The following is a 21448-nucleotide window of genomic DNA, read 5'->3' as shown; positions in this document are numbered from 1 at the left end:
ACTCTTCAGTTACACGATCTCAGGAACTTCGAACCCTTTTCTGTAATTACGTTTCAGCATTTTATCTGCCTCAGGGTCGTTAACGAAAGTTTCAGAGCTTGGATTGAACGTTAGCACACGGTCCAGCCTGTAGGCAATATTACCAAGGTGGGCCAGTCCTGAAGCAAGGTGGGCTGTTTCTACAGGGCCGTTTTGCACAGACCTGTCACGCTTGCGCACAGCCTCAATGAAGTTCTTGAAGTGTCCGTCGGTGCCGCCGTCGCCACGATCCATGCCAGTGCCTGATGCCATGCCATCATCGCCTGACTCGCCTGGCGTTCTGTCCTGGCCCATATAGGTCTTGAACTTATCATAGCCATCCACCACGAGGATGCCCTTTTCACCGTAGAAGATGTTGCCCACTGTAGCACCATCTTCAGTGTTGGTACACCATGGGCGCACTTCAAACTGGATGATCTTGCCTTCTTCAGGGTAGTTATAGATAGATGTAAGCACTTCAGGCACCTCTTTGGCATCATCCCAAAGGAATTTACCGCCCATAGACGTGATTTTGGTAGGAAGCCCGACGTCCAACCCCCACATGCAAAGATCAGTTTCGTGAATACCCTGGTTGCCAACGTCTCCATTGCCGTAGTCCCATGCCCAGTGCCAGTTGTAGTGTACAAGATTTTTGGTGAAGGCACGCTTGCCCGCCGGGCCAGTCCACAGGTCGTAGTCAAGGCCTTCGGGTACCGGAGAGAATCCCTGATCGCCGATGCTTGGTCTCCAGCGGAACACAAGCCCACGTGACATATATACCTTGCCGAGATAGCCGTTGCGCATCAGATCAATGGCTTTGTTGATGGCTGGTGAGCTTCTTAGCTGAACGCCGTGCTGCACAATTCTATCATACTTGTGTGCTGCTTCTACCATTTTGCGGCCTTCCCAAATATTGTGAGAACCTGGCTTTTCTACATACACGTCTTTGCCAGCCTGGCATGCCCAGATTGTGGCTAGCGCATGCCAGTGGTTGGGCATGGCGATGCTAATCACATCAATGTCCTTGTTGTCGATGATCTTGCGAACGTCCTGCTCAAGAAGGACGTCTTTCTTATAAGTTTCTTTGAACTCGGCCTGGCGCTTTTTCAGAAGAGGCATGTCAGGATCGCACAGATGGGTAATCTGCACATTGTCCTGCACCATAAAGCTTTTGATATGGCTCTTGCCCCGGCCATTTACACCTAAAACAGCGGCGTTGATACGGTCGTTAGCACCAAAAACACTTGATGGCATGATAGTGGGCAGCGCAAAGGCCACCGACCCGGCCACGGCGGTTTTCTTTATAAACTCTCTTCTTGTCGGTTCTTTTTCCATTGATTTATTATTTAAGTAGGACTATTAGTTTTCATTGTTTCAACCAGGCTTGCAACCTGCATTGAGCATGCGGTTCGCCTGCTACAGTAAGACGACGTAACCATAGTAATCACTTACATAAGGTACGAAAAAAGCGGATTAAATTGACGAGCGGTCGGGTTGGGAATTCAGAGGAGCGATTGGTGGGGAGTTTAAGCGATTGTTATGAGGCTTGGGGGCTTTACCAGCATCCCTCCGTCGTTCCGGTGGGTGCATCCGCCCACCAGCACCAGCCTCCGTTCAAAACCCTGGGTTGGCGGCCAAAGGTACCTGGCACTCAACTTTAGCTACTGCAAAATGGTTTTAACCCTGTCAGGGTTACTGACAACCTCCAGGATGGGGCTTCACCACCCTCCTGATTTATGCCGCCTTTTCAGGGCTTTGAAACTCTTGAAACTCTTGAAACCTTAAAGAATAAAGCACCCATGCATTGCACGAGAAACAGCGTTCCTTCCAACACTGCCCTCCACTTCCTCGCCCGCCGAAGCATTCAGCGTAGATGGGCCGCTCCCTGAAGCCATTGGCGTAGGCGGCTACTCCCGTCTCCTTTCTTTAATTACCCCGGCGTCTGACGGCCCCACCGCAAATGCCACTCGCCGTACCAACGCCTCATCTCCCGGCTTCTGACTCCGGTCTTCCTCGCCCGCCGAAGCTTTCAGCGTAGATGGGCCGCTCCCTGAAGCCATTGGCGTAGGCGGGTTACTCCCGTCTCCTTTCTTTCATTACCCCGGCGTCTGACGGCCCCACCGCAAATGCCCCTGGCCGTACCGACGCCTGCCGTGCGACTCCGACCCTCCGATTGTCAGACTGTCCGACTGTCCGACCATCCTCCCGTCCTACTCAAATTTTCTCCCCGGCGTCCAGGGCGCCCCTGCCGCCTCAAGCGCCGCTTCGTATTGCGATAGCTTACTGAGGTAAGCAGCCATATCTCCTTTGAACTGGCTAAAGTCAGTGGTGGCAATGTCGATGTTTCGCTGCTGCGTTACCGTGGGCGTTTGCCGGGTATCCCAATGCCCGTAAGCCACCTGCCCCACCCTGCTCATGATCGACGGCACTGTTGATTCGTTCATGCCTCTTCGGATGCGGTCGCCAGTGAGACGGGTGCGCAAGGCAGCCAGCTCTTTCTCCAGTTCATTTTGCCTGGCAAACAGCTCCTGTTTTGCCTGCGGCGTTTCCATCAGAGCCGCCCTCATGTAGCGCAGCTTCTCGCCTGCTTCACCCAGCTGACTGGCAGCCCCTGACATTTGGCGGGAAAGCTCGCTGGTCTTTTGTTGAAAGGCTGCCACCATCTTAAAGTCAGTGCCTTTCGGTGCCGTAGGCACGGGCTTCACTGTGAACGACTGAGGTGCCCCTTTGGCCTCCATCACGCCATTGTGGAACACATACAGCGCCACGCTATACTTGCCGGGTGCCGCAAATGGCCCCTGTGCATCGCCTGCCCACGGTGGCACAAAGTCGGGCTGCCGCAGGTCGATGGGGTCTGGGGCGGGAAACCGCAGGTCCCAGCTTACCCGGTGCAAGCCCTTGGCCGTGGCTCCTTTGATCCAGCGCACAGGCTGCCCGCTTTCATCGCTCACCAGCAGCATGGCCTGAGGCGCCTTCTCCGTCGACTCCTCCAGCAGTCTTTCCCATCCAGGGAAGGGCACACCGGCGTTCTTTTCGTTGAGGGTCTTCTCTGTAGACTGGCGTTGCGCCTTCAGCGTTTGCGGCACGTCGTTCAGGTAGTAAGTAAATACAGCGCCAAACGGAGGGTTGGCCGCCCTGTAACTTGTGGTGCCAAGCGTTGGCATGCCTTTGGCCTGCATGGGCACGCTTGGCACATACCACCAGGCATCTCTCACTGCAAATAAAGTAGCGTTGTTCAGGCTCACCGCCTGGTTCAGGTTTCTCAGTGGCGTGTAGTCGTCGAGGACATAGAAACCCCGCCCGAAAGTAGCGGCCACCAGATCGTTGTCACGCTTGTGCAGCTCAATGTCCCGCACCGGAATGGTGGGCATGCCGTTCTTCAGCCTGATCCAGTTTGTTCCTTTGTTCACAGAAAAATAGATGCCGTACTCCGTGCCAATGAACAGCAGATTGGGGTCGACAGGGTCTTGCTTGATCACCCACACAATGGTGCCCATGGGCAGGTCGCTGGCAATAGACCGCCAGCTGCGGCCCCGGTCGGTGCTGATAAACAGGTAAGGGCTGAAGTCGCCGAACTTATGAGCGTCGACCACGGCAAACACGGTGTTGGCCTCGTGGCTGCTGGCTTCTATGTCGTTGATAAATGATAACAAAGGCACTTTGGGCAGGGCGGCACTCTTGCGCCAGTTTTGTCCGCCATCCTCGCTCACCTGTATCAGGCCGTCGTCGGATCCGGTGTAGAGCAGTCCTTCTTTCAGGGGCGATTCTGCAATTGACGTCAGTGTGGCGTATTTCGACATGGCTCCATTGTCGTAAAGGGCATCGGCGCTCCATACTCTTCCCATAAGCTGCAGCTCGTAGCGGTTGCGGTTGGTTGTCAGGTCAGGGCTGATGGGCGTCCATGAGTCACCACGGTCGTCGCTGCGCCACACACGCTGCGAGCCGTAGTAGACTCGGGAGCCTTTGTGCGGACTGATCAGTATCGGCGCATCCCAGTTCCAGCGCTCAGGCGCATCGCCGGGAGCAGGCTGGGGCTGAATGTCGATTGTTTCTTCGCTGCGGCGATCCAGGCGGTTCAGGCTGCCCTCCTGAATTTCCACATACACAATATTCGAGTCGTCGGGATCTATAGCATTGTCATAACCATCGGCGCCGAGCGGCACGTACCAGTCCTGGTTGCGCACGCCCTCCACATTGGTGGTGCGAGATGGTCCAATGAGCGAGCCCAGGTCCTGCGCTCCACCCACGATATTGTAGAACGGCTCGGCATTGTCGAGCGAGAGCTTGTAGAATTGTGACACGGGCATGTTAGGGAAATGCCGCCAGGTGGTGCCCTCGTCGTAGGTCTCGTACAACCCCGCATCGCAGCCCGCCAGCAGGTGTTCTCCATCAGCAGGGTCGATCCACAGCGCATGGTTATCGCTGTGCTTTTCACGGCCCGTGCCCAGATAGTCAAATGTTTTACCTCCATCCCTCGTCACGTGCAGGAACACATCCATTTGGTACACCAGGTCGGGGTTAACGGGCGACGCCTCAATCTCTTGGTAATAGTGCGGACCTGTGCCGCCCGATATGTAGCTGTTGCGCTTCTCCCAGCTTTCCCCTTTGTCGGTAGAGCGGTAAAAGCCCTTTTCGTTGTCGGCAGCTTCAATGGTGGCGTATACCAGCTGCGGGTTGGCAGGTGTTACTGCCAGACCTATTTTGCCCATGTCTCCTTTGGGTAGTCCGGTGGCCATGCGACGCCAGGTGGCACCTCCATCGGTCGATTTATAAATGCCAGACTTAGGCCCGCCTGCCAGCAACGACCACACATGGCGACGACGCTGATAGGCAGCGGCGTAGAGCACGTCGGGATTCGACGGATCAAATTCCACATCTGTCACGCCCGTGTTTTCATCAATGGGCAGCACCAGGTTCCAGGTTTTGCCATCGTCAGTAGTTTTGTAGAGCCCACGATCACCGCCAGCTGACCACAGAGGCCCCTCGGCCGCCACGTAAGCCACATGGCTGTTGCGGGGATCGACCAGTATTTTGCCGATATGTTCCGATGCTGGCAGGCCCATCGCTTGCCAGGTTTTGCCGCCATCGCCACTGCGGTACACACCACTGCCCCAGCCCATGTGGCGGCCACTCACGTTTTCGCCAGTGCCTACCCACACCACATCGGGGTTGTTGGTGTCGATGGTGACAGAGCCAATGGAGTACGAAGGCTGCTCGTCGAACACAGGCTGCCATGAGGTGCCCCGGTTGGTGGTTTTCCAAAGGCCACCGGAGCCCACGGCCACATACCAGGTGCTGGGGTCGGCAGTGCTCACGGCAATATCAGCGATGCGGCCAGCCATTAGTGCCGGGCCAATGCCACGGAGCTTTAAGCCCGCTGCGGCCTCGGCCAGGGCGGCATTGTTGGTCGTTTGGGCAATGGTTTGGGGAGCGCAGCACCAGCTGGCGACAACTAGCGCAAGTGCGAGGACAAAAGCTTTTTTGAACATGGTAGTGATAGTTAATGTCAGTTCCTCAATTTATCTTCAATGCCGACCCTGTGAGGTTGACGAGGGGCGCTGCGGCACAGCCGATATGACGCATCTTAGCAAGAATTATTGACGAATCAAGGGGAAAAGTGGATTGGTGGTAGGGGGTGATGAAGGAGCACAGCCAAACTTCCCCACGCCAGCGTCATCCCGATGGCGAGGAACGAGCGAGGGATCCCCTTGATGATGGAAGTGAGCCTGAAAACGCACTATTGGGTCAGTGCTAAACCCTCACAGCCCAGTTATCATCTGTAGTCGGTTGCCGTTTTTGTTATTAAAATGTAGTAGATTGGTAGGCATATAAAGGAGAATTGGACTTGTCCATATCCACATGTTGACATTCATTTCTACAAGGCCAACAAATGAGTATTAAAGAATTTGACAAGAGATTTGGATTAAGAAGTTCAATTGAGGAGGAAAAAACCCGGTTTATAAACAGAATCGAAAACAAAATTTTTGATCAACTCATAAAACTGGATTTTGACGATTACCACAAACTCTTCAATTCAGTATGCTTCCAACTAGGATTGAATGCATCAGAAATGATTGATCAAAACAGCTTCATGCATACGTCGATTCCAAATTTTGACACTTTAACCAAAAAGGATTTCATTCAGACACTTAGAGTTTTAGTTGCCATTCATAAGGCATATGAAGACGAACAAGCTATGCAAAGCACAATAGATTCTCTTGTAAAAAATGCTATCAATAGCTCAGCTCTGAATATTGGCATCAGATGGGCTGACGGAACATTCTATCCGACTGGTGATGAACTGCTTGATAAGGAATTAATAGATACAGCTATCACACTATTGGATAAATTTCCTGATGAAAAGACTGATTTAAAAATTGCCTTAGATAATTACCAAGCCAAAAGTCTTTCAGGTGTTGTTGAAAACTGCTACTTGTGCATTGAAGGGCTTGGACGTAAAATTTTAAATAATAAAAGGACTCTAGACAACAACCAAACAGAGCTCCTTAAGCTTTTACAGTTTTCAAACTATTGGGATAAAATTTTCCTCAACTATTTAAAATATGCCCATGAATACAGAAGGCATGCTGGTGAAAACCGGCACAAAATCAAACCTGAAGAAGTCGAAGCGTTTCTCTATCTAACATGCTTGATCGTTAGATCCACAATTAAGGCATTCGAACAAAAAGCATAAATTAAACGAGTGTTAACGTCGACCGTCGATGAATAGAGGTTATAAAGAATAGAATACGCCCTCGTTTGAGCGATAGCGGAAACGAGGGCGTGCGAAACGGGCGATTGCATCGCCGCAACTGCTCGTGAAAGTATTTGCTAAACTGGTAGCCATGTAGAACGGGTTTGGCTGGGCCATGTAGAATTGTTGGGCTTCATTATGGATCGAGAAAAAGCAATCGATATAGCAAGGGAACATATCCTTAGTATGAATCGAGAAAATCCGGTTGAAGGAATCAAATGGAAGGTTTCCATACCCAAGGAATTCAGCTCTTTTTGGTACTTTGATTATGAATTCGAACGAACAACTGAGTCTGACGAGTCCATAATGATGAGTGGAGCTCCTGGATTTAAAATTGGGAAGGAAGACTCGACCTGCTCGGATCTAAGTTGGAGTCAATATCATGAACTTGCAAAGGAAAAGTAGGAATGCGACCTTAACCTTCGATGACAATGAGCCGCTTTTCAGCAATACTATTTTTGACTCTGATAACATTTACATCTTGCATAAACAGGGGAGATCGGGGAAAAGAACTACTGTTAAAAGACTTTAAGTTCAATTCTGTTTTCGGATCGTCATCTTTGGATGAAAGCAGCACCTACTGTTTATTAGGAAGAGGATTTTTCAGAACAATCCATTCGGACAATTCAGACAGCCTCATTTTTGAATGGGTACAGAAACATCCAAGTGCGATCGTTGTCCCTGTCAGTTCTTTTGGCCCCCGTTATGGCCGAAGAGCCTGAAACCAAAATGGTTTACTGCTGGATTGTTGACCAGGGAGATACGTTGAACAACTATTTGATAAGAAAAGGTTGTTTCCCCGGAGGTACTATGGAAAGGCCCAAAACCTGGAACGAGATGGAAAGTTGGGAAAGAGAGCTCTATGAAGAGACTGATGAGAAAATGGATTTAACAGTATTTGTGGATAGCATTGCTTATAGCGACTTCCTCAGTCAAATTAGGCTGGCTGAGGTTTATGCCGTAGAACATAAGCTTGGAATTTGGAAAGAATCAATAGAAGAGGAATGAGCTGGCCCCCGCTGGTTCTAGCACTCCCTAAGCTGACTGCAAGCTGGTGCGATGGCCAACTAGCGAAGCTGAGCCTCGTACCATTCCCTCCCCCACTCGGTCTCCACGTAATAAATGAGTCGTTTTAAAAACACTGCAAACATCCGGGGGATTTCTCCGCTCCGCTGCGAAATGACGGCTGTTATGGTGGCTTGGTGCGGGCAGCGGCGGTTCTACCCAAAGCACGATCACCACAACAGCTTCCAAATCAACGTCATGCCGATTGTGAGGAACGAGCGAGGCATCCCCCTGGGAATGGCAGTGAGCTGGGTAAATGCAGTGTCAGGTAAGGGATTCCGTGTGTAATAAGCCAAGGTATGGCTAGCTCGGCTGCGGGTCGGGGGGATCTCTCACTGCGCTCCGCTCCGTTTCGAGATGACGGCTGCTATGGGGAGTTTAGCTCTTAGCCATCCTTTTTACTCCAGTGTATCAAACAAATCCCTCCACTCCGGATTCATCGATTCAATAAGAGCCACCTTCTTTTCCCTCCGAAGTTTTTTCACTTCCTTTTCTCTGGCAATAGCCTCCTCAATAGAATGAAATAGCTCGAAGTAGACCAACTTTACAATGTTATATCTTGATGTAAAGCTTTTTGGATAAAACTTCGTCTTGTGTTTGTGGACTCTGTCAATCAAATCTGAGGTGACACCAGTGTAAAAGACTGTGTGATGCACATTGGTCATGATGTAAACAGCACCTCCTTTTTCCATTTAGTTAAGTTAGATAAACGATCTGAAAAAATATACTGCTAGCATCGGGGGGATTCCGTTCCACGTCGGCTCCGCTGCGTTGCGAAGTGACGGCTGCTATGGTAGCTTGGTGCGGGCAGTGGCAGTACCGCACAAAGCATGAGCACTTCCGCCCTGCCCACACCAACGTCATGCCGATTCCGAGGCACGAGGGAGCCGACGCCGGAACGGCATCCCCTTGGGAATGGCAGTGAGTTTTCCAAAAACACTGCCAGACCGGGAGCATTAAAGAGCTTACCATCTGCGCTTCCTCAGAGAGCAACCTCCTTTCATCGTGTTGGCACAGCTTTGGAGGTGATGGTGGCTATGGACGCTGATTATGCAGCAGTTACCTAAGAGGGATCGGAACTCCGGTGTTCTATCCTTCCCCTACCTAAAAATTTCTTGCCGCACCCTTGCAACGGCTTATCCCCTACCAGCAATCAGCCTATGCAGAGCAGCGCACCTTTTCCCTCTTTTGGGGTTGGCTGCCGCATTGGTGACGGAAACTCCCTCATAAATAGCAAATTCGAACTACAGCCCTCTACCAATCACTTTACCACCTGGAACGCCATAGCCTTCAATTCCTGGCTCGATTTTGAGATGCCATATTTTGTTGCCACCTCCCTCCATTTGCCTACCACACTTTTCACCTGCTCAATGATTTCCAATGCCCTTGCCTCATCTAGGCGAAAGTAGGTATGAACCTCCATGGCAAGACCGAGCTCCAGTGCATTGTCGTATTCGGAGATATTTAATTTCAACCCAGTTCCACTTTCGTTCGGGTTGATGTCATAGGCGGGAGATAAATACCAACCATCATTCGACAGCAGGAAACCATGGTTTCTCAGGTGATCGTCGGTATTAGAAACACAAATACTGAAGACGATCCTTCGCCATAGCTGAGGCAGGTCTTCCTCTACATTGGCGCCATTGCTCATCAGAAAGTCTACTAACTCAAGATAACTAACGCCACTGGCCGCATCGGCACCATCGGTGTAGCCAAGCTGTGTCATCGCCGATGTGAAATGTAATCGTCTGCCATCGTTGGTTCGATCAAATCTTTTTGTGATGAATGTGTGGTAATCGCTTGTAAATTTTCTAGCCTGGCACTCAGCCATGTGGACACCGGCTGCAACAGCAAGTTCGTAGGTGACCATTTCCCAGGCCCCCATATCGCCTTCATCGTTCTTGCTGGGGAATTTAGCAATCCACAGGTTGCTGTCAGCGTCCAAAACACTTGCTTTGGGGCGTGCCCCGCCTAACGACGACCCAGGGTTTACCAGCATGTTTAACCACTGCCGGTAGTCGGGGTGGTCGATGGCTCCCTCCTCTTCAAGTCTTAAGCTAATTTGTTCAAGCTCCCGAATGGACGTCCAGGGCGGACTTGCCTGACGTTCATCATTATTTAAAAACGGCCCGTCTGGTTCGAGTTTGAACCTCAGTGCCCCCATTCTATGACCATCATAAACACCCAGCAGATAATCTGTTTCAAAAAGTTTGATGGGTTTTCGTTCTTGCCATCTCGCCTCCGCTGCCTCCCTTCGCTGCATGAGCACTCGCCCCCAGCGGTCCGGTGAGGAGTCCAGAAACAACCCAAAATTGAATTTACTATCATCATTCGGGTACTGAGGGCCCGGATAAAGTTGCAGATCGGGGTCAAGGGTTTGTGCGAAGCCTGATGACAACCAGGTCTTATCATACTCAAAGGAGAAAATTTCTTTTCCTCTTAGCATTTCTGACGTCAACATGCCCATTAGAATTGGGCCATTCACCTCTTGCCAGTCTGCAAAAACATATATTTCTCTTTTTGCCATGGCTATTTCTTCTTCGGTGCCCGTTCTTTTGTGGTTAATTGAGCATCCTGCAATTTTCTTCCCAAAAGGTCATCTTTTGCAAGGGTCAAAAAATCGGCTTCCAGTCCCAGTACCTTCAATACATTCAGGTAGTGTCCGATACTCACGGAAGGCCTTCCTTGTTCTATAGAAATCAGTGTATTTCTTCCGATTCCTGCACGCTCTGCCACCATTTCTCCACTGAGCTTGCGTCTCAGTCTGGCCAGCTTTATTTGTTCACCAACGGTTTCAAGAATTCGACGTGTTTTAGGAAGTAAAATAGCACTCTTCTTATCCATAATGTTTAATATAATGAACAAATATATTTATTTTAGTTTAATAAATTAAACATTAAAATTTGACGAGTGAATACCTGGGTTGACCGGTACAATCACCAGGGCACCGGCCCGAAAGGTAAAGCTAAGCCAGGAAGCCAGCCTGCAGCTGTGACGCAGTCGAACGGCAAGGTGCCGCATGAACAAGAAAGTGAATAATACTTGTATACGGAAAAGAGGCGCTGGGAACGGTGCTTTTTTTTTGTGGGGGTGGTTCCGGCATGTGAGACACACTCCGGAAACGGGGGTGTGAGACACACTCCAGAACGACCTGGGAGAAGCACTCCGGAACGGGACGTGAGGGTGGCGGCAGGGAAGACTACAAAAATTCGCTCCAACAGCCGCAGCGGGTGATCCCACCATAGTAAGTAACCGCAACGCACCGGGGCCATCCGGCAAAACTTTTGTAGTCTGCGTATCTCGGATCACGCCAGGTTTGCTAACTGCACCCAGGTAAAGAGGTTACTGTCTTATCGCTAATTAAAAGCCCACGAATAATAGACTACAAAAGTTTGCTGCGCCAGCCAAAGCCTGTACCCCAACCTTAGCAAGTAACCGCAACGCACCGGGGCCATCCGGCAAAACTTTTGTAGTCTGTACATCAGCCCACGTCGGCTTCACTTCGGAACGCATTAAAGAGGTTACTATCTGCGCTTCCGCAGAGATTAACCTCTTTAATTCGAAACCCCTTCAATTCACCGATCACCCAATTCTTCTTTCCACATTCCCGCCAATTGAGTAGACTTATGCTTACAACCTAAGCCAAACAGATGAACTCAATTGTTTCCAAATGCCTGACCGGCGTAGCCGCATGCCTGCTCCTCCCCCTCCTATCATTTAGCCAGGTCGATTCAAAGGTTTTCGATGACCTGTCGTACCGCTTCATTGGCCCCGAGGGCAACCGAGCCATTGCCATTGTGGGTGAGCCAGGCAACCCCATGGTCAACTACATTGGCGCTGCGTCTGGTGGCGTCTGGAAAACCGAAGACGGCGGCGTGTCCTGGGATCCCATCTTCGACGATCAGGACGTTTCATCCATCGGCTCCCTGGCCCTGGCACCCTCCGAGCCCTCTACCGTGTGGGCTGGCACCGGCGAAACCTTCCTCATCCGTCCGGCCCACTCCATCGGCAACGGCATCTACAAATCAGCTGACGCTGGCAAATCATGGACAAACATGGGGCTGGTAAAAACAGCCCGCATTGGCAGGGTGATCGTGCATCCTACCAATCCGGACATTGTATACGCAGCATCATTAGGCCATACCTACGGCCCGCAGGAGGAGCGGGGCATTTACCGCACCAAAGATGGTGGCAACTCATGGGCAAAAGTGCTGTTCGTAGATGAAAACACGGGCGCCGCAGACCTGAGCATGGATCCTACTAACCCCAACGTACTCTATGCAGCCATGTGGTCGATCCATATCAATACCTGGGGCCTCCGCAGCGGAGGTGCAGGTGGCGGCATCTATAAGTCCACCGACGGCGGTGACACCTGGGAGCCCATGAGGGAGAAAGGCTTGCCGGGAGGCAAAGACCATCCTGTAGGGAAAGTCGCCGTGGCCGTAGCCCCCGGTAACCCCAATAAAGTCTACGCCTTGTTTGAAGACAAAAGCCCTGCGCTTTACAGCACAGAAAACGCCGGTGAAAGCTGGACACTCGTCAGCAACCACCACGACATGGCTGAGCGGGCACCCTACTACACCCGCATAGCGGTTTCTCCTGCCAATGAAAATGAAATCTATTTCCTCAGCGTTCGTTTTGCACAGTCGCTCGACGGTGGCAAAACGCTGGAGAAGCGCCCTCCCCGTGGTGGTGGCGACAACCACGACATGTGGATTGACCCCACCAACGCCGACCGCATGATGGTGGCCCACGATGGCTGCGCCAGCATCAGCCTGAACCATGGCAAAACCTTCCAGCGAGTGGTGCTGCCCATTGCCCAGATGTACCATGTGGCTGTGGACAACAACGCTCCCTATTTCGTGTACGGCAACCGGCAGGATGGCTACTCCTATCGTGGTCCGAGCAACAGCTTGCAGGGCTATATTCCCCTGGGTTTGTGGCAGGGCGTGGGTGGCTGTGAAAGCGGATTTGCCAAGCCTGATCCGTTCGACAACAACATCATTTGGTCGGGTTGCTACGATGGTGGCCTGCAGCGCTTCGACATGCGCACAGGCCATGCACGGGAGGTGAGGGTGTGGCCCGAAGCCGGTTACGGCTGGAAGCCCGCTGACCTGAAATACCGCTGGCACTGGAACTTCCCGCTGAGCTTCTCCCCACACACTCCTCACCGGGTGTATGTAGGCAGCCAGTATGTGCACCAGTCCGACGACGGCGGACAAAGCTGGCAGCTGATCAGTCCCGACCTTACCCTCAACGACAAGACCCACCAGCAGAACTCCGGCGGCATTGCTATCGACAACCTGATGACCTTTGATGGGGCTACGCTGTTTGCCGTGGAAGAGTCGCCCATACAAAAAGGCCTGATCTGGACGGGCAGCAACGACGGACAAGTGCAGCTGACACAAGACGGCGGCAAAACATGGACGAACGTGAGCAAAAACATTCCTGTGGCCCCCTGGGGTACCATTTCGAACATAGAGCCTTCCCGTTACCATGCAGGCACTGCCTACATCACCATCGACCTGCATCAAATGGCCGACTTTGACCCGTATATCTTCAAAACCGCTGACTATGGCAAGACGTGGAAGAAGATCAGCGACGGCATTCCGAAATCCATCCTGAGCTTTGCGCACGTGGTAAAAGAAGACCCGAAAAAGCAGGGGCTACTTTTCGCCGGTACCGACAATGGGGTGTACTATACCCCCAACGACGGTGCAACCTGGCTGCCGCTTCAAAACAACCTGCCTCCGGCGCCCGTGTATTGGCTGGCCATTCAGGAAAACTTCGACGACCTGGTGGTGGCCACCTACGGCCGTGGGTACTATATCATGGACGACATCTCCCCCATCCGGCAGTTTTCCGAAGAGGTGCAGGCGACGGCAGTGCACGCATTTGACTTGCGCAAGACCTATCGCTTTCAGGAGAAAGAAGCGATCAAGACCGATGGGCCTAGCCTGAACTCGGGGCAAAACCCGGCCTATGGTGTGGCTGTGAACTATTACCTGAAGGACTCTGTGGAACAGCCGGTAGTGATCACCATCCTCAACGAGCAGCAGGAAGTGATCCGCACCTTGAAAGGCAAGCAGACCGCCGGGATCAATCGCACCATGTGGGATCTGCGCTACGAGCCCACCTTCAAGCCCAAGCTACGAACAAAGCCGGAAGGCCGACCATGGGTAGAAATGAATGGCGAAGGCTGGCGACCGTTGGTTACCTGGGATTTGGATCTCTGGGGTGGACAGCTTGGGCCACGGGTAGCGCCTGGGCAGTATTCTGTGAAGATAAAGGTAGGCGATACGGAAATCATCAAAACCGTCGGCGTGCTGAAAGACCCCTCCACGGAAGGAACGCAGCGGGAAATAGAAGAGCAGGTAGCGTTCTCGCTACAACTGCGTGACGCCCTGAACACCGTGGTGGAAATGATCGACAGGATAGAATGGATCAGGAAGGAGTTGGAGGAGATGATCCCCACAATCAAAAACGCCAAACTCCAGAAAGAGCTGATGGCAGTGCAGGGTCAGGCTACGGCTATTGCCGGTCAGCTCTACGACATCCATATGACTGGTGCCCGTGAGGACGCCTTCCGCACGCCCATGCAGCTCTACGGCAGGCTCTCAGCCCTGGCCAGCGACATCACAGCCAAAGGAGCGGACTTCAAACCCACCAGTCAGCAAGCCGAAGTAAAAGGCGTGCTGAACGAGCGCATGGTGCGGGTGCAAACAGAGTTCCAAACCCTGCTCGACAAGCAGGTGACCCAGCTCAACGACAAGCTGATTAACGAGAATGCGAAGATTGATATAGAGGGGAAGAAGTGAGGGGGCTGGATGTGACAACTTCAAGACAGAAAAGCGGTTATTAAAAAACTCAACCTAACATGACAAAACCAGGGATTATTAAATGGATAACTGGCCTGATCATTTTCAGGCTAGTTTTCTTGTTTTTGCTTGTTGGCATAGCAGCATATGTTCTACTGGCAAACCCTGAAGCTGGCTTCCTGACAGGATTTGCTTCTACGGTCATTGATCGAATAGCAATTGATGACACCTATTCAAACCCAGAATATATGCTAGGCTCTATAATGGGATATTATAGTATTATGTTAATACCCATAGCCTTGCAATATGTATTCCTGATCCTTCGGAAGGGCATCGGGTTTTGGATCGCAATTACTTTCGATATTTTAGTGATGTTTGGTACCAACGGACTTCCTTTCATCTCTTTCTTAATTCTGGGCCTTTCCTTGTCAAAAGATGCCAGGAAGTACCTCTCCCGACGGCCAATAGTAAATTAACCTCAGTTGCATTTAAGCATTTTCCTCGTCATCGTCTACAACGAGGCTGAACGGAATATGCGCTGCAAGCGCAAGTCTCAGTAGCCCTCGTTGCAAACGAAGGGCTATGGGGCTGGCTGTGTTGTGGTGACAATCCGCCGCCTCGGCACAGCTACAGCCACAATAACAACGTCATGCCGAAGCTGAGCATCCGCAATTTGGCGAAATGAAATGGAGCCAAGTGAAGGTGCGAAGGAGGCATCCCCAAGACCTGGCACCGAACCTCTAAAGAACACTGCTATCATCTGGGAGATCTCTCCGTCGTACCTCGGTTCGAGATGACGGCAGTCTTTGGTGGCTTTAGCTGTTAAGCATCCTTTTAGAGCAGAAGTGCACGCACATCTGCCCTCTCCACACCAACGTCAAACCGATAGCGACGAAGGAGCGAATCACGGCATGTTATGCAGGCCTCATCTGTGCAGCAAATACCGGTCAGCCATTAAATTTTGATCGGATCCCTTTCCAGACCTTCTCAATTTTATAGTTCCTGTAGTAACCAAAGTATCCAAAATAGAAAACATTGATCATCCACTGCGGCATGCCTGGCAGCGTGTAGTACCCGGCGGGGTAAGATTTTAATCCCAGCTTTGAGAGGTATTCTTCAATTTTCATTTTTCCGTGGTGCTTGATACGCCCGCTGGTGATGTGGCCAATCAGTCCTGTGTCATTCTCTGGATCGAGAATAACCTCATATTTATGATTGGGAATAGGAAACACTGACATATAATCCGGCTTTCCCTTCTCCTCTCTCACTTGCTCATAAGCCCGAAGGTATTTTTCCTTGTCAGAAAAATTTCTCACCCAATGCTGCTTAATTGCCATCATTTGGCTCCAATGCTGAAGCGCTTTTCTGGAAAGAGTCCGATGAGCAATCATAAACCCGGTGTGAATATTTAGTTTTCTTTCGGGGTGCTGCTCGTCGGGGAATCGGTTGACCCTGAACTTAACTCCCTCGGCGTCCCAGCCTGAAGCAGCAAAATGCAGCAAGTCAGCCAGCCCCTCCTCTCTCAAAAATATAGCATCGGCATCTATATAGATGAGTATGTCTATGGCTGCATCGTCAATCAAATTGAATACTTCGGCCTTCAGCGACTTAGCTTTTGGTCGCTTCATGGGCGAAATAAACCTGGGCACCCAAACAGGTACTCCTAACACACTTTGTCGTAAAAATCCGATGGGAGAGTCAATTTTCCGGGAGAAGTTCTCTACGGTTATCAGCTCGATATTGTCCGAGCCTGCATTTTTCCTAATGTTATTGATATCGTGGCAGCCAGGCGAATCTGTAATCAAAAACGACGGCCCGGTGTATTTTGCTATCCTGTACAGCGACTCAAGGCATGCTTCTGCCTTGCAGGTTCGGGAAAATGGGCCAGTGGCAATGGTTACAAAAGCTATATTATTCATTTGGGGGCCTACGGTGCAAAAGATTATGACTTCAAATATGTCAAAGATCGGTCACTTTACTTGGGTTAACTGAGATAATGTGCTTTAAAATGATCTGTATGGCGAATAGGCTTTCTTATACCAAATTCACGAGATGAGCGAGGGGTTGGAGGCGACTTTGTCTTTTGGAGGGCGGTTCCGGCGTGTGAGACACACTCCGGAACGGGATATTACGGTGGCGGTGAAGGAGACTACAAAAGTTTGCCCCAACAGCTGAAGCTTATAACCAAACAGTAGCAAACAACCGCAGCGTACCTGGACTGTCCAGCAAAACTTTTGTAGTCTGTGTAGATCAGACCACGTCGGCTTTGCTTCGAAACGCATTAAAGAGGTTACTCTCTGCGGAAGCGCAGATAGTAACCTCTTTAATTGCTTCTGTAGATAGTGTTTCTTTAAGCACGTCGGCTCCTAAAGGAAGTGTCGGCGTGGTATGGTGGCTTTGGCTGTAAGGAAGCTTATTACTTTTCGTCCAGCTTTCTCAGTGCTGCAATATTACTCGCCTCATGCAGCTTCAAAACCTCCTCATCCGTCAGCGCCCTATCAAACACTGCCAGGCCACCAAAGTAGCCAATGGTGGCTTCTCCTAGCATGGAACCAACTGCATAGCGTGCCCCCACTGTGAAGTCGGAGCCACCGCCGGGTTTGGTCTCGGAATGGATTTCAGGGTCGTAGCAAAAAATGCCCCGGCCATGATAATACGGGTTCATCCCTCTGTTGGCACCACCTGGACCCTCCTGCATAAAATAGGGGTCATCTCTTTTATCATTAACAGGATCGGGCGCTCTCTCATCAAGCACTCCATCGATATAAGCTTTGATAAACTCACCGTCATAGGTAAAGGCCAGCGTACACCAGCGCTCCTCGGGCACTTCCTGTTTGGTAGCTGCGTAGTCGGCACACCAGGGGAACTTACTGCTATCGGCTCGCATGGTCACACCACCTTCCGCAGAAATATGCGGTACGAGTTGCCTCGGGCCTCCATAAGTAGGCATGTTCATGAGCATGGCATACTGGCGGGTGCCGGTGTCGTCGTCCTTTCCTTTGCCCTCACTCCACATGCCGGCAATGCTGCGACTTTGCCTGAGGTCGTAGATTTTCACCACGGCAAACATCGACACCTGCGCATTGCGTCCACAAATATTGAGATCGCCGGTTTCCTGGTAAGGAATGATCATGTATTGCTTGCCGTCGAAGTAGGCAGAGTAGCCTGAGAACGGCCCCACATCTGCCCTGGCAATGGGCCCGCCTACTTCCGATAGCGAGTGTATTTGGCTTCCACCTACAGACACCCGCTGCTGACCGGCTTCTTCGCTGAAAGTCCAGAAGGCAACCAGGTTGGGAGTGTTGAGAAATGCAGAGGTGTCGCCAACGGGGCCGTTTGTGCAGCCAAAGAGTACCAAACTGAGGACAAAAGCGGCAGGTATTTTTGTGAGCATATTGTGATAGAGTTTTTTTAAAGGTTGTTTTTTCTGTAAAATAGCACGCACCGGATACAAATCCCAGAAAACCACCAAACATGGGCTCCTGAATCAATCCTATACCGCAAAGCGATATCACATTTTAAAGTTTGCAAGTCTTTTTATAGATTACCTTCCACTGCATTGGCCATCCCGGTAAACTATCATCCGGATGATCGATTCGGTGGCAAATTGCTTACCACACCCATACCTGCTCCACCGCATGAGCCCACTCATAATTGTACTTATTGGAATTGCAGTCGTGCTTTTTTGCATCATTATCTTGCGTTTGCATGCCCTGCTCTCTCTCCTTCTGGCTGCAGTTGCTACGGGCATCCTCACCTCCCAGGCCCAGATTTACGACTACGCTATCCACAGCAACATGAGTGATGCCAGTGCCCTGGCGCTATCTGTGCAAACCATTGGCAGCCGACTATCAAACGCCTTTGGCAATACAGTAGGCAAAATAGGCATTCTTATTCTGCTGGCCTCCATTATTGGTGCCGCTCTGATGAAAAGCGGTGCCGCTGAGCGCATCATCCGCAGTCTTATGAACCTCATCGGGCAGAAAAACGCTTCGATGGCTTTCCTGTCAGGCAGCTTTATGCTGGGTATTCCTGTGTTTTTCGACACCGTGTTTTACCTGATGATCCCACTTGTGAAATCCATGGGCATCCGCAATCCCAAGCGATTTAGCCTTTACCTGATGTGTGCCATTGCTGGTGGTGTAATGGCCCACTCGCTGGTGCCTCCCACCCCGGGGCCACTGTATGTGGCAAAAGAACTGGGTGTGGACATTGGCGTGATGATGATCGCCGGTCTGACCATTGGCGCTATTACTGTCATCTGCGGCTACTTGTATGCCTTGTGGGCCAACAAAAAATGGGACTTGCCTATGAGGAGCACGGCAGATATGCCTGTGGCGGAGTTGAAGGCGACGTTAGAAATTGAGGACAAGAATCTACCAGGGTTGGCCATATCGTTGCTGCCTATTCTGCTACCCATTCTCCTCATCACGGGCAATACACTCCTGGGAATGGCGATTGATCTGGACGCTGAAGGCACCAGCGAATTTCAGCTTTCCCTGCTACACACATTCAAAATCATCGGCGACAGCAACATCGCCCTGTTCATTTCTGCTACCATAGCGCTGTCTTTGATGTGGGTGAGGCTGAAAGATGCAAAGCTGTTCCAGAAAAGCGTTTCAGAATCTCTGATGAGTGCCGGTATGATTATTTTGATTACCAGCGCTGGCGGCACTTTTGGCCAAATGCTACAGCAAACTGGCATTGGCGTACAAATCGGTGAGCTGGCAGGAGGCTCTCAAGCTGCTATTTTGCCTCTGGCTTTTCTCATCGCTGTGGTGGTAAGAACTGCTCAAGGCTCAGCCACCGTGGCCATGGTAACGGCTGTTGGCGTTATGAATGGGTTTGGTGGCGCTCATGGGTTTGGTTTTCATCCAGTGTACCTCGCCATTGTGATAGGCTGTGGCTCCAAAATATTCCCCTGGATGAACGATAGCGCTTTTTGGATCATTACTAAAATGGCTGGGATGGAAGAGAAAGAAACTATCCGTTTTTTCTCCTATTTACTGACCGTCATGGGCTTGGCTGGTTTTGTAGCGGTCATGATCTTGTCTTACCTTTTCCCATTCGCCTGACCATGAGTGTTCCAGATAATATAGTCATCAAAACGAGTCCGACCGACAACGTAGGCATTGTCTCAAGCCCCTCTGGCCTGGAGAAAGGTGCCACTCTTCCCGAAGGAATCGTGACTACCCAAAGTATTCCCATGGGCCACAAAGTAGCACTTAAAAATATCGGCATGAGCGATCCGGTGATCCGTTACGGACAGGAGATCGGCTATGCAAAGTCGCTTCTACTGGCTGGAAGCTGGGTGAATGAGACGAATATGGAGATGCCAAAGCCGCCAGACCTGGACGATATTCATTTCTCACCGCACCTGGTGCCAAAAGTGGAGCCATTGACAGGTTATACTTTTCAGGGATTCAAAAATGCAGACGGCACTGTGGGTACCAAAAATGTGCTGGGCATCACCATCAGTGTGCAGTGTGTGGCCGGCATGACCAACTACATCACCAGCAAAATCAAAAAAGAGCTGCTTCCTCTCTACCCCAACGTCGACGACGTAGTCACTTTCAATCACAACTACGGGTGCGGCATTGCCATCGATGCGCCTGCGGCCATGATTCCGATAAGAACCATCAGGCATATTGCACAAAATCCAAACTTCGGCGATGAAGTGATGATTGTAGGGCTTGGTTGTGAAAAGCTGAGGCCTGAACGTCTGCTGCCAGACATCAGTGACCACAGCTCTATTCTCTATCTACAGGACGAAGCATTCGTCGGCTTTGAAGAAATGGTCGATGGCATTATGGCCCTGGCTGAGAAACACTTGAAAAAACTGAACCAGCGGAAGCGGGAAACCTGTGCCGTTTCTGACCTTGTGGTGGGCATGCAGTGTGGCGGCAGCGACGCTTTCTCGGGCCTGACGGGCAACCCTGCGGCGGGCTTTGCTTCCGACCTCATTGTAAGAGCCGGGGGAACGGTGATGTTCTCCGAAGTCACGGAAGTACGTGACGCCATTCACCTGCTGGTGCCCAGGGCGGTGAACGAAGAGGTAGCCGCAGCGCTGAAGAAGGAAATGAAGTGGTACGACGACTATCTGCGGGCCGGTCAGGCGGATCGAAGTGCCAATACGTCGCCAGGCAACAAGCGGGGTGGGCTGAGCAATATCGTAGAAAAAGCGCTGGGCTCCATTGCCAAATCTGGCACCAGCCCCATAGTGGACGTGGTGGCACCAGGAGAAAAGATCAGAACCAAAGGGCTGAACTTTGTAGCAACTCCTGCCAGCGACTTCGTGTGCGGCACGCTCCAGCTGGCAGCGGGCATGAACATGCACGTATTTATTACAGGCCGTGGCACGCCTTACGGACTATCGATGGTGCCGGTAATCAAGGTGAGCTCCAACTCAAAGCTTAACGACCGATGGTTCGACCTGATCGATTTTAATGCTGGCCCGATTGCCTTCGGCGAAAAAACCATTGAAGAAATGGGCTGGGAGCTTTTCCACCTTATCCTCGACGTTGCCAGCGGCACCAAAAAAATATCAACCGACAGGCTGGGGCTATACAATGATCTGGTACTCTTTAATCCCGGGCCTCTGACCTAAAAAATACCCTCGCACTTCGTCTGTATTCGCTCTGACGCATCGACAACGAGATCTCCTTCCAGGAGGGGTGGAGAAAAATGGTGGCAGGTTGAGCGTTTTCGGGCCGTGCGTTAATTTTTCTATGATTTTTGCCTACTTTTCATCCCGGCGGGGACCGAAAGGAAAAGTAGGAGCCCGTCCGGCTCA

General features: G+C 51.2%; 18 protein-coding genes. 10 read left to right on the top strand and 8 right to left on the bottom strand.

Annotated elements, in window-relative coordinates:
- Positions 1–9: 9 nt before the first annotated feature.
- From RIF36_RS11490 to RIF36_RS11480, 3 genes are all read right to left on the bottom strand, one after another.
- A complete protein-coding gene (locus RIF36_RS11490; protein WP_350074945.1) occupies positions 10–1353 on the bottom strand; it encodes a Gfo/Idh/MocA family protein in 1344 nt (447 codons plus the stop codon).
- A gap of 572 nt (positions 1354–1925) precedes the next feature.
- Positions 1926–2078 (bottom strand): hypothetical protein, encoded by a 153-nt coding sequence (locus RIF36_RS11485; protein ID WP_350149351.1) that lies wholly within the window; start codon positions 2076–2078, stop codon positions 1926–1928.
- A 150-nt stretch (positions 2079–2228) separates the two neighbouring features.
- Entirely contained in the window at positions 2229–5507 is a 3279-nt protein-coding gene (locus RIF36_RS11480) for a WD40/YVTN/BNR-like repeat-containing protein (protein ID WP_350127673.1), read from the bottom strand.
- 401 nt (positions 5508–5908) lie between these two features.
- Between RIF36_RS11480 and RIF36_RS11475 the strand changes: the two genes are divergently transcribed.
- From RIF36_RS11475 to RIF36_RS11460, 4 genes are all read left to right on the top strand, one after another.
- Complete coding sequence (locus RIF36_RS11475; protein ID WP_350127676.1) at positions 5909–6712, top strand: hypothetical protein; 804 nt, start codon at positions 5909–5911, stop codon at positions 6710–6712.
- A gap of 198 nt (positions 6713–6910) precedes the next feature.
- Positions 6911–7177, top strand: a complete 267-nt coding sequence (locus RIF36_RS11470) for a hypothetical protein (RefSeq protein WP_350127679.1) — start codon at positions 6911–6913, stop codon at positions 7175–7177.
- A gap of 324 nt (positions 7178–7501) precedes the next feature.
- The gene (locus RIF36_RS11465) at positions 7502–7780 is read left to right on the top strand and encodes a hypothetical protein (RefSeq protein WP_350127681.1); all 279 of its coding nucleotides are present in this window, start codon (positions 7502–7504) and stop codon (positions 7778–7780) included.
- A 114-nt stretch (positions 7781–7894) separates the two neighbouring features.
- The gene (locus RIF36_RS11460) at positions 7895–8125 is read left to right on the top strand and encodes a hypothetical protein (RefSeq protein ID WP_350127684.1); all 231 of its coding nucleotides are present in this window, start codon (positions 7895–7897) and stop codon (positions 8123–8125) included.
- Between the two features lie 110 nt (positions 8126–8235).
- On the opposite strand, the gene RIF36_RS11455 is transcribed toward RIF36_RS11460, so the two are convergent.
- Entirely contained in the window at positions 8236–8529 is a 294-nt protein-coding gene (locus RIF36_RS11455) for a GIY-YIG nuclease family protein (protein ID WP_350120605.1), read from the bottom strand.
- 138 nt (positions 8530–8667) lie between these two features.
- Between RIF36_RS11455 and RIF36_RS11450 the strand changes: the two genes are divergently transcribed.
- Entirely contained in the window at positions 8668–8904 is a 237-nt protein-coding gene (locus RIF36_RS11450; RefSeq protein ID WP_350127687.1) for a hypothetical protein, read from the top strand.
- A 194-nt stretch (positions 8905–9098) separates the two neighbouring features.
- Here the strand turns inward: RIF36_RS11450 and RIF36_RS11445 are convergent, their stop codons facing one another.
- Together RIF36_RS11445 and RIF36_RS11440 are read right to left on the bottom strand one after the other, a co-directional pair.
- Positions 9099–10364 carry a type II toxin-antitoxin system HipA family toxin gene (locus tag RIF36_RS11445; protein ID WP_350127690.1) on the bottom strand — a complete coding sequence of 422 codons (1266 nt, stop codon included), beginning with the start codon at positions 10362–10364 and terminating at the stop codon, positions 9099–9101.
- Positions 10365–10366: 2 nt separating this feature from the next.
- Complete coding sequence (locus RIF36_RS11440; RefSeq protein ID WP_151999294.1) at positions 10367–10681, bottom strand: helix-turn-helix domain-containing protein; 315 nt, start codon at positions 10679–10681, stop codon at positions 10367–10369.
- Positions 10682–10747: 66 nt separating this feature from the next.
- On the opposite strand from RIF36_RS11440, the gene RIF36_RS11435 reads away from it, so the two are divergent.
- The 3 genes from RIF36_RS11435 to RIF36_RS11425 all read left to right on the top strand — a co-directional run bounded on the left by RIF36_RS11435 (position 10748) and on the right by RIF36_RS11425 (position 15131).
- The gene (locus RIF36_RS11435; RefSeq protein WP_350127693.1) at positions 10748–10876 is read left to right on the top strand and encodes a hypothetical protein; all 129 of its coding nucleotides are present in this window, start codon (positions 10748–10750) and stop codon (positions 10874–10876) included.
- Between the two features lie 611 nt (positions 10877–11487).
- Entirely contained in the window at positions 11488–14655 is a 3168-nt protein-coding gene (locus RIF36_RS11430) for a WD40/YVTN/BNR-like repeat-containing protein (protein ID WP_350127696.1), read from the top strand.
- Positions 14656–14714: 59 nt separating this feature from the next.
- Positions 14715–15131, top strand: a complete 417-nt coding sequence (locus RIF36_RS11425) for a hypothetical protein (RefSeq protein WP_350127699.1) — start codon at positions 14715–14717, stop codon at positions 15129–15131.
- Between the two features lie 471 nt (positions 15132–15602).
- Here RIF36_RS11425 and RIF36_RS11420 read toward each other — a convergent pair whose 3' ends face one another.
- The gene (locus RIF36_RS11420; protein ID WP_350127702.1) at positions 15603–16574 is read right to left on the bottom strand and encodes a hypothetical protein; all 972 of its coding nucleotides are present in this window, start codon (positions 16572–16574) and stop codon (positions 15603–15605) included.
- A gap of 497 nt (positions 16575–17071) precedes the next feature.
- A complete protein-coding gene (locus RIF36_RS11415) occupies positions 17072–18049 on the bottom strand; it encodes a LamG-like jellyroll fold domain-containing protein (protein WP_350127705.1) in 978 nt (325 codons plus the stop codon).
- 244 nt (positions 18050–18293) lie between these two features.
- Here RIF36_RS11415 and RIF36_RS11410 point away from each other — a divergent pair, with 244 nt between their 5' ends.
- Both RIF36_RS11410 and garD read left to right on the top strand, forming a co-directional pair.
- Positions 18294–19730 (top strand): GntP family permease, encoded by a 1437-nt coding sequence (locus RIF36_RS11410; protein ID WP_350127708.1) that lies wholly within the window; start codon positions 18294–18296, stop codon positions 19728–19730.
- Between the two features lie 2 nt (positions 19731–19732).
- Complete coding sequence (gene garD, locus RIF36_RS11405) at positions 19733–21262, top strand: galactarate dehydratase (protein WP_350127711.1); 1530 nt, start codon at positions 19733–19735, stop codon at positions 21260–21262.
- Positions 21263–21448: the final 186 nt, after the last annotated feature.

The organism is Imperialibacter sp. (assembly GCF_040222815.1).
GTDB lineage: Bacteria > Bacteroidota > Bacteroidia > Cytophagales > Cyclobacteriaceae > Imperialibacter.
Note: the sequence above shows the minus strand (reverse complement) of the source record. Positions and strands in the feature narration are given on the sequence as shown.

Excerpts from the sequence above, each read along its gene's own strand:
- RIF36_RS11490 (WP_350074945.1), bottom strand. The coding sequence starts at position 1,353 with ATGGAAAAAGAACCGACAAGAAGAGAGTTTATAAAGAAAACCGCCGTG.
- RIF36_RS11485 (WP_350149351.1), bottom strand. The coding sequence starts at position 2,078 with ATGGCTTCAGGGAGCGGCCCATCTACGCTGAAAGCTTCGGCGGGCGAG.
- RIF36_RS11480 (WP_350127673.1), bottom strand. The coding sequence starts at position 5,507 with ATGTTCAAAAAAGCTTTTGTCCTCGCACTTGCGCTAGTTGTCGCCAGC.
- RIF36_RS11475 (WP_350127676.1), top strand. The coding sequence starts at position 5,909 with ATGAGTATTAAAGAATTTGACAAGAGATTTGGATTAAGAAGTTCAATT.
- RIF36_RS11470 (WP_350127679.1), top strand. The coding sequence starts at position 6,911 with ATGGATCGAGAAAAAGCAATCGATATAGCAAGGGAACATATCCTTAGT.
- RIF36_RS11465 (WP_350127681.1), top strand. The coding sequence starts at position 7,502 with ATGGTTTACTGCTGGATTGTTGACCAGGGAGATACGTTGAACAACTAT.
- RIF36_RS11460 (WP_350127684.1), top strand. The coding sequence starts at position 7,895 with ATGAGTCGTTTTAAAAACACTGCAAACATCCGGGGGATTTCTCCGCTC.
- RIF36_RS11455 (WP_350120605.1), bottom strand. The coding sequence starts at position 8,529 with ATGGAAAAAGGAGGTGCTGTTTACATCATGACCAATGTGCATCACACA.
- RIF36_RS11450 (WP_350127687.1), top strand. The coding sequence starts at position 8,668 with ATGAGCACTTCCGCCCTGCCCACACCAACGTCATGCCGATTCCGAGGC.
- RIF36_RS11445 (WP_350127690.1), bottom strand. The coding sequence starts at position 10,364 with ATGGCAAAAAGAGAAATATATGTTTTTGCAGACTGGCAAGAGGTGAAT.
- RIF36_RS11440 (WP_151999294.1), bottom strand. The coding sequence starts at position 10,681 with ATGGATAAGAAGAGTGCTATTTTACTTCCTAAAACACGTCGAATTCTT.
- RIF36_RS11430 (WP_350127696.1), top strand. The coding sequence starts at position 11,488 with ATGAACTCAATTGTTTCCAAATGCCTGACCGGCGTAGCCGCATGCCTG.
- RIF36_RS11425 (WP_350127699.1), top strand. The coding sequence starts at position 14,715 with ATGACAAAACCAGGGATTATTAAATGGATAACTGGCCTGATCATTTTC.
- RIF36_RS11420 (WP_350127702.1), bottom strand. The coding sequence starts at position 16,574 with ATGAATAATATAGCTTTTGTAACCATTGCCACTGGCCCATTTTCCCGA.
- RIF36_RS11415 (WP_350127705.1), bottom strand. The coding sequence starts at position 18,049 with ATGCTCACAAAAATACCTGCCGCTTTTGTCCTCAGTTTGGTACTCTTT.
- RIF36_RS11410 (WP_350127708.1), top strand. The coding sequence starts at position 18,294 with ATGAGCCCACTCATAATTGTACTTATTGGAATTGCAGTCGTGCTTTTT.
- garD (WP_350127711.1), top strand. The coding sequence starts at position 19,733 with ATGAGTGTTCCAGATAATATAGTCATCAAAACGAGTCCGACCGACAAC.